This is a genomic window from Amycolatopsis sp. NPDC051716, from assembly GCF_040681595.1.
Lineage (GTDB): Bacteria > Actinomycetota > Actinomycetes > Mycobacteriales > Pseudonocardiaceae > Amycolatopsis.
Genome location: NZ_JBFAZA010000030.1, coordinates 37357 through 49694, shown reverse-complemented (window position 1 = coordinate 49694; position 12338 = coordinate 37357). Strand labels below are relative to the sequence as shown.

At 73.6% G+C, this 12338-nt stretch carries 12 protein-coding genes; 5 read left to right on the top strand and 7 right to left on the bottom strand.

The features are described from left to right. Nucleotides 1-191: 191 nt before the first annotated feature. Nucleotides 192-1157, top strand: a complete 966-nt coding sequence (locus AB0M30_RS33460) for a hypothetical protein (RefSeq protein WP_364592125.1) — start codon at nt 192-194, stop codon at nt 1155-1157. A 56-nt stretch (nt 1158-1213) separates the two neighbouring features. Here AB0M30_RS33460 and AB0M30_RS33455 read toward each other — a convergent pair whose 3' ends face one another. From AB0M30_RS33455 to AB0M30_RS33440, 4 genes are read right to left on the bottom strand one after another with little or no spacing between them, the layout of a single operon-like run. Next, a complete protein-coding gene (locus AB0M30_RS33455) occupies nt 1214-1945 on the bottom strand; it encodes an ESX secretion-associated protein EspG (protein ID WP_364592123.1) in 732 nt (243 codons plus the stop codon). Further along, nucleotides 1942-2499: a PPE domain-containing protein gene (locus AB0M30_RS33450; RefSeq protein ID WP_103335166.1), complete on the bottom strand. Its 558-nt coding sequence runs from the start codon at nt 2497-2499 to the stop codon at nt 1942-1944. Before AB0M30_RS33450 ends, AB0M30_RS33455 begins: the two co-directional genes overlap by 4 nt. Before the next feature lie 14 nt (nt 2500-2513). After that, complete coding sequence (locus tag AB0M30_RS33445) at nt 2514-3146, bottom strand: DUF3558 family protein (protein WP_364592121.1); 633 nt, start codon at nt 3144-3146, stop codon at nt 2514-2516. Continuing rightward, nucleotides 3139-3489, bottom strand: a complete 351-nt coding sequence (locus AB0M30_RS33440; protein ID WP_364592119.1) for a hypothetical protein — start codon at nt 3487-3489, stop codon at nt 3139-3141. Before AB0M30_RS33440 ends, AB0M30_RS33445 begins: the two co-directional genes overlap by 8 nt. A 317-nt stretch (nt 3490-3806) precedes the next feature. Here AB0M30_RS33440 and AB0M30_RS33435 point away from each other — a divergent pair, with 317 nt between their 5' ends. From AB0M30_RS33435 to AB0M30_RS33420, 4 genes are all read left to right on the top strand, one after another. After that, the gene (locus AB0M30_RS33435; protein ID WP_199191048.1) at nt 3807-4874 is read left to right on the top strand and encodes a MoxR family ATPase; all 1068 of its coding nucleotides are present in this window, start codon (nt 3807-3809) and stop codon (nt 4872-4874) included. A gap of 70 nt (nt 4875-4944) precedes the next feature. Then, the gene (locus AB0M30_RS33430; RefSeq protein WP_103335161.1) at nt 4945-6219 is read left to right on the top strand and encodes a DUF58 domain-containing protein; all 1275 of its coding nucleotides are present in this window, start codon (nt 4945-4947) and stop codon (nt 6217-6219) included. A gap of 235 nt (nt 6220-6454) precedes the next feature. Beyond that, entirely contained in the window at nt 6455-6706 is a 252-nt protein-coding gene (locus AB0M30_RS33425) for a hypothetical protein (protein ID WP_364592116.1), read from the top strand. Beyond that, nucleotides 6703-9267 carry a DUF3488 and transglutaminase-like domain-containing protein gene (locus tag AB0M30_RS33420; protein ID WP_364592113.1) on the top strand — a complete coding sequence of 855 codons (2565 nt, stop codon included), beginning with the start codon at nt 6703-6705 and terminating at the stop codon, nt 9265-9267. Before AB0M30_RS33425 ends, AB0M30_RS33420 begins: the two co-directional genes overlap by 4 nt. Before the next feature lie 226 nt (nt 9268-9493). On the opposite strand, the gene AB0M30_RS33415 is transcribed toward AB0M30_RS33420, so the two are convergent. The 3 genes from AB0M30_RS33415 to AB0M30_RS33405 all read right to left on the bottom strand — a co-directional run bounded on the left by AB0M30_RS33415 (nt 9494) and on the right by AB0M30_RS33405 (nt 12272). After that, nucleotides 9494-9898 carry a DUF3040 domain-containing protein gene (locus AB0M30_RS33415; protein WP_364592110.1) on the bottom strand — a complete coding sequence of 135 codons (405 nt, stop codon included), beginning with the start codon at nt 9896-9898 and terminating at the stop codon, nt 9494-9496. Nucleotides 9899-10163: 265 nt separating this feature from the next. After that, entirely contained in the window at nt 10164-11378 is a 1215-nt protein-coding gene (gene dinB / locus AB0M30_RS33410; protein WP_364592328.1) for a DNA polymerase IV, read from the bottom strand. Between the two features lie 168 nt (nt 11379-11546). Next, nucleotides 11547-12272 (bottom strand): methyltransferase domain-containing protein, encoded by a 726-nt coding sequence (locus tag AB0M30_RS33405; RefSeq protein ID WP_103335153.1) that lies wholly within the window; start codon nt 12270-12272, stop codon nt 11547-11549. Between the last annotated feature and the right edge of the window lie 66 nt (nt 12273-12338).

The window sequence follows — 12338 nt, the reverse complement described above, 5'->3', positions numbered from 1 at the left end:
CAACCAGGACAAGTGCGGCGACAGCGCCTTCCGCAGGGCCGCGTCGAGCGCGTGCACCGGCCCGATGCCCTCGGCGGCGCGACCTTCTCGGCGGCGCCCCGAGTTGTCCACAGCCCCTTCGGTGACCGGTAGTAGTCCACAGATTACGCAAACCTATGGTTCTGCTTCGGCGCTTGACCGACGATCGATCCGTGACCAGAAGATCGTGGGCCGGACATGCCGAGGAGCTCTTCGCCGCCAGCCGACGCGGTGTCCTCACGGTGGCGCAGCTGGAAGAACTGGGCGTCCCGTCGCGGACCAGCTATCGGCGGTGCCGCCCCGGCCGTCCGTGGCAACGGCTCCTCCCCGGCGTCGTCCTGCTTCGCACGGGAACGCCGACTCGACGGCAGTTGCTCGAAGGTGCCTTGCTCTACGGCGGCGGCGAGGCCGTCGTCACCGGCCTCGAGTCGTGTCGTCGCCAGGGCCTGAAGCGTGCCGCCCGGCCGGGCGAACCGGTCCACCTCTTGCTCCCGGCCCATCTCAAGACCACCAGCAGTGGCTACGTTCTCGTCGAGCGGACCACTCGGATGCCCACGCCGATCGAGGTCGGCAAGCTGCCCTTGGCACCCGTGGTCCGGGCGGTACTGGACGAGTGCCGGCGGCTGACCGAACGCGCGCCGATCAGGGCGTTGCTCGCCGAAGTGGTGCAGCAGCTGAAGACCGACCCGACAGATTTGTGCACGGAACTGGAGAAAGGAAGCGACCGGGGCAGCGCGCTGCCCCGCGAAGTGCTCCGGGAGATCGGCAGCGGCGCCCGGTCGCCCGCCGAGGCCGAGGCCATGGCCGTCTGGCGGCGCACCGGCTTGCCGGAGCCGGTCTGGAACTTCCAGGTCCGCGACGAGCGTGGCCGGTACATCGCCACCCCGGACGCCTGGTGCGACGAGGTCGCGTTGGCTTGGGAGATCGACTCCTACGAATTCCACTTCGGGCGACCGGGCTACGCGGCGACGCTCGAACGCAACAACCGGTATGCCGCCGCAGGAGTCGCGGTCGTGCAGACAGTGCCCAGCCGCTTGCGCAGCGAACCGCGAGCCGTCGCCGGCGAGCTCGTGCTGGCGTACCGCGCGGCGGCAAACCGTCCGCGTCCGCCAGTAGTCCTCGCCGGACGTCGCGAATGACTCATTCGGGGCCCCGGAGGTCCCGAATGAGTCATTCGCGACGTTGGGGCCGGCGCTCAGTCCTCCGGGGTGAGGAGGGCCGTGACGCGGGCCGCGAGGCGGGTGCTGTCGACCGGGCTGACCGTCACCCACTCCACCCCACCCCGGCCCGGGGTCTTCGTCGCGCAATAAGCGCCGACGTCGGTGTCGAACCACGTCAAGCCGCCGACCCGCGTCACCCGGCCCGGCCCCGAGCGGCGGCTCACGCTGAACTGTCCCGCCGCGTACACCGGCCGCGCCTGAATCGCCCGGACCTCCTCGAGCTGCGCGGACGCCGGCCCGGAACCGGCGTCCGAGGCACCCGAGAGCGTCGACGCCGGGAGGCTGATGCCGTAGCCGGGACCCGCCGCCAGCTCCGGCAGGACGTCGACGATCGCCGTGCCGAGCTCGCCCTCGCGGATCGAGTCCAGGCCGATCGTCTGCTCCGGCTGCGTCGCCAGGACGCCGCGGCGGCCGCGGGCCGCGGTCACCGCGCGGAACGGCGTCGCCGCCGTCATGTCCGCCAACGCCTCGCACGCGACGAACACGTCTGCGTCCGCGAGCAGGTTCAGGCGCGCGGCCAGGACGGGCTCGAGCCGGGACCCGTCGTGCAGACCGCGTTCGGCGAGGTTGGCGTAGACGGCCTTCCGCACCTCGGCCCGTTCGGCGTCGGTCACGCCGACGCTGCGGACGCTCAGCGGTTCCGGCGGCCGGTCGTGGCCGAGGTCGGTCCAGAGGATGTCGAACGCCGACGCCGAAACCCGGATCAAGCCCGCCCCAGCGCCGGCGGGGCGGGGAACGTCTCGGCGGGCGCGTGGCCGCGCAGCGCGGTGTCCCGCGTGCGGAGGACGTCGATGGCCTTCTGCCGCGCGGCCTCCGCCTCGGCCCGGCGGGCGGCCATCTCCCCGGCCAGCCCGGCCAGCACCAGCACGTTTCCGCTGGACGCCGCGTCGCGGATCATCGACGCCGGGTCGTAGGTCACCGGCGGTGGCATGTCGGCCCGGGCCCGCGCGGCCACCTCGGCCTGCGCGCCGACCGCCTGGCCGACCGACGCCGAGACGGCGGCGGAGTGCGAAAGCCACTGCGCGGCCCGGCCCAGCGCCGCGCGCGCCGCGTCCCCCGCCTGGCCACGCCAGTGCTCCTCCGAGGAGGCGACGAGCGCGGCGACGTCGGCGGTGGACTCCTGGAGCCGCTTGGCGAGCCCGTCCCAGCGCGCGCCGACCTCGCCCGCGGCGACCGGGTCGTTGCCGCGCACGACCTCCGCGGCCATCGCCTCGTGGCTGTAGGCCTCGTACCGCGCGGTGGCGACGGGGGGTTCGGGCACGGCGCACCTCCTGGTCAGGGCAGCTTGGGTTCGACGAGCCCGGCCACCGTGCCCGCGCGGCGGCACGCGAGCGAGGTGTCCGAGAAGCCGGTGTTGCTGACGTCGATCTGCACGCTGGCGCGGTCGCCCACGCCGAGCAGCACGGCGCAGGTGCCGTCGGCGGCCTTCTTGTCGGCGACCTTCAGCCCGGGGTGGCGGCCGACCGTCGTCTTCGTGGCGTTCTTCTTGGCGACGTCGAGGTCGGCCAGGCCGTGTTGTTCGTCGAAGGTGACGGTGACGCCGAAGGTGGCGGGCACGGTCCAGTCGCACGCCCGGGCCCCGGCGATCGATTTGGGCTTCCCGAGCACGGTGACACCGGCGGCCGACCGGTCCTGCGGGGAGAGCAAGGTGCAGGGGTCGAGCGCGGCGAGGCCGACCGGCGAAGCGGACGGCGCGGGTGCGGCGGTCGCGGAGGCCTCCGCGAAGGTGTGTCCGATGGCGGCCGGCGGGGCGGCGGTCTGCTGCCCGCACGCGGTGAGGAGAAGAAGGAGAGCGGCAGCAAGGAGGAACCGGCGCGCTCCCGGCCCCCGGCCGCACGCACCCGCCGGTCCGCGCGCCACCCCGGGGCCCCGCGCCTCCGTCCGTTCGGCACGCACCAGCTCACCCACCAGCGCAGTCCACCCCTTCGGCCGCCTGCTCGTCCGCGTGCTGGTACTTCGCCAGCGCCTCGCCGATCCGCCGCTTGAGCGTCTCCAGCTCCTTGCCGAACGCGGTCAGCTGCTGCACCGCCGAGCCCTGGCCGCCGATCCCGTACTCGGCCATGAACTCGCCGATCTCGCCGGCGTACCCGCCGCCCAGCGGCACGCTCCGGCCGAGCACCTTGGCTTCGCGGACCATCTCGCCGACGACGTCCTGCAGCCGGCCGAGCTTCGCGTAGGCGTCCGTGGCCAGCTCGGGCGCGACCGCGAAGCCGCGGACGTCGAAGGGCGGCTGGGTTCGCAGCTCGCTCATAAGCGGTTACGCCTCTCCGTAGCCGGGCGACCTCGAACCGCAGCATACGACAGAGCAGGGTGTCAGCGGGAGCACCCAGAATCGGGTGAATACCCACCCGTTCGGGGTATCGTGCCTGCTTGCGCAGTGTCATCGGCACTGTCCCAGCCCGAAAGGCCGAACGTGTTCCTCCGGCCTTCGCGGGGTTCCGCCCCCCGGTTCGCCCGGGTTTGACACACTGGGTGGAAGGCTGGTCGCTGCGCGCGGACAGCAGCGAGGGGGCCGTTCGGCCCGGCGGTGCGCACACTGCGCGCGGCCATGCGCCACCAGGAGGTCGAGTGACGTCGAGAATCCAGTCTGCCGCGCCCGGATCGGGCGAGCAGGCATCCGGGCGGCCGCCTTACCCGGCGGAGCCCTCGGGCAACGGGAGGGCCCCCGGTCACCCCGGCAGAGTGCCGCTGGACGAACTGCACGACACCGCGCGGCGGATCGCCGCCAACGTGGAACGCGTGCTGGTCGGCAAGCCCGACGTCATCCGGATCGCGCTGGTCACCCTGCTCGCCGAAGGCCACCTCCTCGTCGAGGACGTGCCCGGCGTCGGGAAGACGTCGCTGGCCAAGGCGCTCGCCCGGTCGATCGACTGCACGGTCAGCCGCATCCAGTTCACCCCCGACCTGCTGCCGAGCGACGTCACCGGCGTCTCCATCTACAACCGCCAGTCCGGCGAGTTCGACTTCCGCCCCGGCCCGGTGTTCGCGAACATCGTGGTGGGCGACGAGATCAACCGCGCCTCGCCGAAGACGCAGTCGGCGCTGCTGGAGTGCATGGAGGAGCACCAGGTCACCGTCGACACCACGACCTACCGGCTCGAAGAGCCGTTCATGGTGATCGCGACGCAGAACCCGATCGAGATGGAAGGCACGTACGCGCTGCCCGAAGCCCAGCGCGACCGCTTCACCGCGCGGGTTTCCATCGGCTACCCGGACCAGCAGGCCGAGCTGGCCATGGTCGACGAGCACGCGGGGCACAACCCGATCGAGGACCTGCAGCCGGTGTCCGACGGCGAGACCGTGCACCGGCTGATCGAGACGGTCCGCAGCGTGCACATGGCCCCCGAGGTCCGCCGGTACGCCGTCGACGTCGTCGCGGCCACCCGGGGAGTCCCGGAGGTCCGGCTCGGCGCGTCCCCGCGGGCCACGCTGCACCTCGTCCGCGCGGCGCGGGCGCAGGCCGCGCTGTCGGGCCGCGACTACGTCGTGCCGGACGACCTGCACACGGTGGCGGTCCCGGTCCTCGCACACCGCCTGATGCTGACCACCGAGGCCCACGCGGCCCGCCGGTCGGCGACCGACGTCGTGCGCGCGGTGCTGCACCGGGTGCCGGTGCCGCAGGGCACCCGGCCCTAGCGGTGACATCCGGGGCTTCGCGACCCGAACCCCCGAAAACCGTCCTGCCGCCGAAGGGGAAGAGAACGGCATGCTGCGTGCCCTGTCCGGCCTGACCACCCGCGGCCGTTGCCTCCTGGCCGCGGGGATCGCCGCCGCGGTGTGCTCGTTCGTGCTCAACGAACGCGATCTGCTGCGGGTCGCGGTGTTCGTGGTGGCGCTGCCGCTGCTGGTCGCCGTGTTCATCTCGGCGACGCGGCTGCGCATCGGCGCCACCCGCACGCTGCGCCCGCAACGGGTCGCCGTCGGCGGCAACGGCGAGGTGCAGCTGGAGCTGTGGCGCAGCGGGCGGCTGCCGGCCGGCGAGATCCTCCTCGAGGACGGCGTACCGTACGCGCTGGGTTCGCGGCCGCGGTTCGTCGTCGAACGGCTCCCGCACGACCGGCGCGTCGCCCTGCGCTACCCGCTGCAGCCGGTGCTGCGCGGGATCCAGCAGGTCGGGCCGCTGCGCGCGACGATCACCGACCCGTTCGGGCTGTGCGAGTTCGAGCGCGAGCTGATCGGGCACTCCCGGCTGGTCGTCGTGCCCCGCGTGGTCCCGCTGTGGGGCCTGCCGAGCGGCGCGGGCATCGGCGTCGGCGACGACGGCACGGTCCGGCTGCACGCCGGGCAGGGCGAGGCCGACGTGATCGTCCGCCAGTACCGGCAGGGCGACGACCTGCGGAAGGTGCACTGGCGCTCGACGGCCCGCCGCGACGAGATCATGGTCCGCGTCGAGGAACGCCCGTGGCGCGGCGGCACGACGGTGCTGCTGGACCACCGCGCGGCCGCGCACCACGGCGCCGGCCCGGCGGCGAGCTTGGAGTGGGCGGTGGCGTTCGCAGCGTCGGCGGCTCTGCACCTGCGCCGGTCCGGCCACCGCGTCCGGCTGGTGAGCGAGCACGGCGTCACCCTGGCGGACACCCCGGGCGACGGCGGCGACCACTACGACCACGTCGTGCTCGACGCGCTGGCGGCCCTGCAGCCGGCCCACCAGCGCGACATCACGCTGGCCGGCGACCCGGCCGAGGGCCAGGAGCTGATCGCGGTGCTCGGCACGGTGAGCACGGAGGCGGTGCACGAGCTGACCCAGTACCGCCCGCGCGGCATCAGGAGCCTGGCGGTCCTGCTGGACACGCCGACGTGGTCGGCGGGGGTTTCGGCGCCCGAGCAGAGGGCCGCGGCGACGGAGGACTCGGCGGCCCTGCTGCGCGCGGCCGGCTGGGGTGTGATCGTCGCGGGGCCGGGTTCGCCGATGCCGCAGGTGTGGGCCGAGCTGTGCCGCAGCGGCGCGCGCCGCGGCACGCTGATCGGTGGGCCGCGATGAACCGCACCGCATCACAGCGCACCACGGCCGACCGCGGCTTGCTGATCGGGGCCGCGATGAGCACCACAGCGCTACCGCAACCCGCCGCAGTACCTCGACTGAGGAGCTGCGATGAGCACCGCCGCGCCGCCGCGCACCGCATCCCGCTGCAGCACCTCGACCGGGGAGCTGCGATGAGCACAAACGCACCGCCGCGCACCGCGACCCACCGCACCACCTCGATCGGAGGGCCGCGATGAGCCTCACCGCGTCGCCGACCACGACCCGCCGCATCGCCCCGCACCGCGGCGGTGGCTGCGGTGCGGAGCGGACCGAGCGGCCCGCGCCGAGTTCGCCAAGCGCAGCCCGCGGCCCCGCACCGCAGCGCCGCTTCGGCCGGTCCGTGCCCGGCCACGGCCGCACCAGCCGGGGCGCGCGCATCGAGCCGCCCGCGTCGGCGAGCACCACCGCGACCCACCGCACCACCTCGATCGGGGAGTCGCGATGAGCACCGCCGCACCGCCGCGGAAGTTCGATCGGCCCGCGCCCCGGCCGCAGCGGCCGCTTTCCGCCTGGCGCAGCAGCGTTCTCGCGCCCGTCGCCGCCGGGGTGGCCACCCTCTGCGCCGCGACCTCGGTCACCAGCGTCGTCGCCGGGCTGGCCTGGTTCGGGTACCTGTTCGTCGCCGTCCTGCTCATCGGGGCTTCCGGGCTGGCCCTGCGCTCGCTGCAGGTGCCGACCGTCCTGGTCGGGTGCGGGCAGCTGCTCGTCCTGCTCTTCCTGATCACCGGCGCCTTCACCACGCACGGCATCCTGCAGATCATCCCCGGCCCGGAAGCGTTTTCCGAGATCGGGACCACGCTGTCGAGCGCCGCCGAGCAGATCCGCGTCGGGTTGCCGCCGGTCGAGGGCAGCCAGCCGATCCTGTGCCTCATCACCATCCTGATCGGCCTGGTCGCCGTCCTCGTCGACACCCTGACCGTCGCCGCCGCGGCGCCCGCGGCGACCGGGCTCGTGCTGCTCTGCGTCTACGCCGTGCCGGCCGCGCTGAGCGAGGAAATGCTGCCGTGGTGGACGTTCCTGCTCGGCGGGGCCGCGTTCGCCGGCCTGCTGGCCGTCGACGGCAACCACCGGCACCAGCGCTGGCGCACCCGGGAGGCCCCGGGCAGCAGCGGCAAACCCGGCGTGCTGTCCGCGCCGGTCGCGGTCGTCTGCGCGGCGATCGTGCTCGGCCTGCTGGGCGGGGCGATCACCTGGGTCGGCACGATCGGGCGGATGCCGTTCGGCGAGGGGGGCAACGGCCCCGGGGCGGGCTCCGGCGGTTTCGGCATCCAGCCGTTCACCGAGCTGCGCGGCATGCTCGACCAAGGGTCCAACCGCGAGCTGTTCAAGGTCCGCGGCCTCGGCACCGACCGCCGGCTGATGCGCGCGATGACGCTCGACACCTACTACCCCAACAAGGGCTGGGGCCTGCACGACGAAGGCCGTTCGCAGCAGGGCGTCCCGGTCGGGCCGCAGCTGCCGCCCGCCCCGGGCGACGACGGCACCGGCACCGCCCGCCGGATCGACGTCGAGCCGACCAGCTGGCGGGACAACTGGCTGCCGGTCTACGGCGCGCCGCGGGTGATCGACGGCACGGCCAACAGCTACCTCTACGACCAGATCAGCGGCACGGTGTTCACCACTCGCAGCGAAGCCCCGCCGGCGTACACCGAATACGCGTCGCTGAAGGAACCGACGGCCGCCGAGCTGCGCGTGACCTCGCGGGTCGACGACCTGCCACCGCGCTACACCCAGATCGACCGGGTCGACGACCGCGTCCGCGCGAAGACCCAGCAGCTGATCGCCGGCGCGACCAACGACTTCGACCGGGCCTCGGCGATCTGGCGCTACTTCACGGCGCAGAACGGGTTCGTCTACGACACGAAGACCGCGCCGGCGACCGACGCCGACGCGCTCACCGACTTCATCCTCAACGGCAAGCGCGGCTTCTGCGAGCAATTCGCGTCGGCGATGGGCGTGATGCTGCGGGTGGCGGGCATCCCGTCGCGCGTGGCGATCGGCTTCACGCCGGGCGTGCAGGTCAACGACTACCTGACGATCACCACCCAGGACGCGCACGCGTGGGTCGAGGCGTACTTCGGCGACAAGGGCTGGGTGACGTTCGACCCGACGCCGCTGTCCGACGGCCGCGGCATCACGCCGTCGTACCTGCAGGCCGGCCCGCAGAACGGCAACCAGCCGGACGACACCCAGGTGGCGCCGAGCACGGTCCAGTCGAGCGCGGCACCGACCGGCGTCCCGCGCGACAACGAGCCGAACGTCCCGGCGCAGACGGCCAAGGACGCTTCGAGCGGTGACGGCTGGCTGTTCAACCTCGCTCTGGTGCTCGCCGCGCTGGGCGCGGGCGCACTGCTCGTCGCGGCGCTGCTACGGCGGTCGCTGGGCCGAGGGCGCACCCGGCCGGGGGGCGACGCTCCACCACCCGGGCCCGCGGACGGCGACCGGAGCGAAGGCGCACTGCTCGTGCGAGCACCGGCGCCGGTGGCGGCACCGTCCCGGTTCCAGGCGTTGCTCGGCTGGCTGCCGCTGCTGGCGGCGGGGTTCTGGATCACGGCGCTGGGCCTGCTCGCGGCGACGGTGGTCTGGTGGCTCGGCGTGCTGGTGGTGGTCCTGCAGCTCGCGGCGGCCGGTCCGGCGCTGCTCCGCGAGGTCGTCCGCCGGCGGCGCTTGCAGCGCATCGTCCAGCAGCAGCCGGGCGCGGCCGACGCGGCGTGGGCGGAGCTGCGCGCGGAGTGCGCGGACCGCGGCCTGCCGATCCCGAGCAGCGACACGGTCCGCGTGGCGGGCCAGAAGCTGGCGGCCAAGCACCACCTCGACGACGACGGCCGCGAAAGCCTCCGGACGGTCATCGGCGTCCTGGAGAGGTCGTGGTACGGCGGGGACGACACAGCTCAGCCGGCGCTCCCACCGGCCTTCGAGGGACTGCGGCGGAGCCTTCGCCGCAACGCGCCGCTGTCGTGGAAGGGAAAGCTGTTCCCTCGTTCGGTCTTCCGCAACCGCGACTAAACCCACCCGTCCCAAGCCATCCCTCGTGCTTGGAGAGGCATCTCGCGTGGTCAGCGGGGTATCAGCGTGAAGCCCCGCTGATCACGGGTGACCCGGCGCGCTTGGTCACCCGGGTGGGGGTCACCCACTGTCACCCAGCTCAACGGCCCGACGCGGGCAAAGTGAGCAAACAAGAAGATCCGCGTCCCCCCGTTCGGCGGGACGCGGACCTCGTAGTCTTGCGGCGCTACTGCTCCTCGAAGCGCTGGCGGAAGCGCTCCTCCATCCTCTGGGTGAAGGAACTCCGGCCACCCGATGGCTTGCCGCCGCGGGTGGCTGGTCCACCGGCCTTGCCGTCTCCGTCGGCGCCGTGCCGAATCGATGTGACGGCCAACATGACTCCGAAGAACATCACGAGGAACCCGAGCACGCTGATCAGCGGGATGTCGGCCACCCGGAACTGCGGCACCACCACGCCCAGCACCAGCAGGGCCACGCCCACTACGAACAGGGCGATGCCCTGAATACGCCGTCGGCGAGCGGGGCGACGCAACCGGGTGCCACGCACCGTGGATGCGAACTTGGGGTCCTCGGCATAGAGCTCGCGCTCGATTTGATCGAGCAGCCGCTGCTCATGCTCGGAGAGTGGCATCTTTCCTCCTCCGGCACAGCTGTCGCGGGCGCCGGGCCGCGCAACGTCCTGGACCCAACAGCCAACCCCAGGCGGGGTGGCACTGTCCAGGATACGAGGCCCGCGCCCGCACGACTACCCGATCCCGCATCCAAGAGGGATCGAATTGGGCTAAATCCCGCCGGAGGGGCGTTGCGGACGGTCACCGTGGCCGATCGTGACCGTTTTGCGGCCCGACCGCCGTTGTGGGGGACGGCCGCCGGGCCGAAGATCACCGTCCGTGCCGTCACCCCTCCCGAGGCCCCAGTAAGGACGCCGGCCGCACCGCCGCCGAACCGAACTTCGACCGCGCGACGTCGGCCGCCACCTCCGCGTCACGCCAGCGCGGGGCCCGCGAATCGAACACCAGCTGCTCCCCCGCCTCGCCCGTGTCCAGCCCTTCGACGCGGACGCCGATCAGCCGCACGGCTCCGGTCGGCGCGTGCTCGGCCAGCAGCGCGACGGCGACCGCGTGGATCTCGCGCGCCACGTCCGTCGCCGAGACCAGCGTGCGGGCCCGGGTGATCGTCCGGAAGTCCGCGAACCGCACCTTGATCGAGACCGTCCGGCCGCGCAGCCCCCGGCCCCGCAGCGTCGCGCCGACCCGCTCCGCGAGCCGCAGCAGCTCCAGCCCCAGCGCGGCCCGGTCGTGCAGGTCGACGTCGAAGGTGTGCTCCGCGCCGATCGACTTCTCCGGCGACTCGGCCACCACCGACCGCTCGTCCACCCCGTGCGCCAGCCGGTACAGGTGCTCGCCGGCCGCGGTGCCCAGCGACTTCTTCAGCCGCTCCGGCGGGAACGCGGCGACGTCGGCGATCGTGGCCAGGCCCAGGCGCCGCAGGTGCTCCTCGGTCCGCGCGCCGACACCCCACAGCGCCGACACCGGCAGCGGGTGCAGGAACGCCAGGGTCTCCGCCGCGGGCACCACGACCATCCCGTCCGGCTTCGCCATCCCCGACGCCAGCTTCGCGACGAACTTGACCTTCGCCACCCCCACCGAGCAGGTGATCCCGTGCTCGGCCGCGACCCGCGAGCGGATCTGCGCGCCCAGCGAGGCCGGGGTGGCGCCCAAGCGCCGCAGCGCCCCGCTGACGTCCAGGAACGCCTCGTCCAGGCTGAGCGGCTCGACCAGCGGCGTCAGCTCGCGGAAGATACCCATCACGCCGCGGGAGACCTCGCCGTAGAGCCCCGACGTCGGCGGGATGTTGATCAGGTGCGGGCACAGCCGCTTCGCCGTCGAGAACGGCATGGCCGAGCGCACCCCGAACTTCCGCGCCGGGTAGTTCGCCGCGGCCACGACGGCCCGCGGGCCGCCCCCGGACACCACGACCGGCTTGTCCGCGAGCTCGGGCCGGGTCCGCAGCTCGACCGACACGAAGAACGCGTCCATGTCGACGTGCAGCAGCCCGCACCCGGTGTCGTCCGGCACCGGCTCCCCCGGCCGGACGCGGAACCGGCCCATCCCGCCCGGCAACTCAGCATTTCGCCCCACGCCGAGGACGCTACCGGCCACCACCGACATTTTCCGGGGGTTCGGGTGGCGGAGCCCCCGGCCTGGGGCGAAGCCCCAGAGGTCATTGCCAGTTTCGGATCACCGGGGAGCGCGAGGGCGGAAACCCGCGGACCGGGCTCAGGCCGGGCGCGCCACCGCGTGCAGCCGGCCCGCGATGTCCCGCAGCGCCGGCGTGCCCGCCGCCACCCGTTCGAACTCCGCCAGCTCGTCGTCGCGGACGTCGCCGGTGACCAGGTCCGAGATCACCCGGTCGCCCTGCAGCAGCGTCACTTCGAGACCCGCGGCCTCCAGGTCGGCCCGCAGGCCGGCGGCGGAGAAGCGCCGCAGCACGGTGTCGCCCGGGGCGACGCCGTCGGCGCTTTCGAGCAGCTTGCGGGCCTCGCCGACCCGGCCGGCCAGCGCGCGGTGGAGCACGGCCGCGTGGCGGTTCGCCACCAGCACCGACACCGCGCCACCCGGCGCCACCGCCGTCGCGAGGGCCGAAAGCACGGCCGAAGGGTCGTCGACGATCTCCAGCAGCCCGTGCGCCAGCACCAGGTCGGCCGAGCCGGCCTCGACGTACCGGCCGAGCGCGTCCGAGTCGTCCGCGACCACCGTGATCAGCTCGGAGACGCCTTCTTCCTCGGCCCGGCGCTGCAGCGTGGCCAGGGCGTTCGGGCTCGGCTCGACGACGGTCACCCGGCAGCCCGCCGCCGCGAACGGCACCGCCCAGCCACCGCTGCCGCCGCCGACGTCCACGACGCGGGGGTGCTCGGCGCCGCGGGCGCGGGCGGCCTCGATCTCGGCCTCGAGCACCCGGCGGACGGCGCCCGAACCCCGGGCGGCCACGGTCTCCGTCTTCATGTCGCACAGGGTAGTGCCCGCCCCCGCCCGCCTCCCGAGCTCCTCCCTTCGAGTGAACGGCCCTTG

What these genes read in the sequence shown, in the direction of transcription:
- AB0M30_RS33440 (WP_364592119.1), bottom strand. Translation starts at nt 3,489, where the DNA reads ATGAGCGAGCTGCGAACCCAGCCGCCCTTCGACGTCCGCGGCTTCGCG.
- AB0M30_RS33430 (WP_103335161.1), top strand. Translation starts at nt 4,945, where the DNA reads ATGCTGCGTGCCCTGTCCGGCCTGACCACCCGCGGCCGTTGCCTCCTG.
- AB0M30_RS33425 (WP_364592116.1), top strand. Translation starts at nt 6,455, where the DNA reads ATGAGCCTCACCGCGTCGCCGACCACGACCCGCCGCATCGCCCCGCAC.
- AB0M30_RS33420 (WP_364592113.1), top strand. Translation starts at nt 6,703, where the DNA reads ATGAGCACCGCCGCACCGCCGCGGAAGTTCGATCGGCCCGCGCCCCGG.
- AB0M30_RS33415 (WP_364592110.1), bottom strand. Translation starts at nt 9,898, where the DNA reads ATGCCACTCTCCGAGCATGAGCAGCGGCTGCTCGATCAAATCGAGCGC.
- dinB (WP_364592328.1), bottom strand. Translation starts at nt 11,378, where the DNA reads ATGGGCCGGTTCCGCGTCCGGCCGGGGGAGCCGGTGCCGGACGACACC.
- AB0M30_RS33405 (WP_103335153.1), bottom strand. Translation starts at nt 12,272, where the DNA reads ATGAAGACGGAGACCGTGGCCGCCCGGGGTTCGGGCGCCGTCCGCCGG.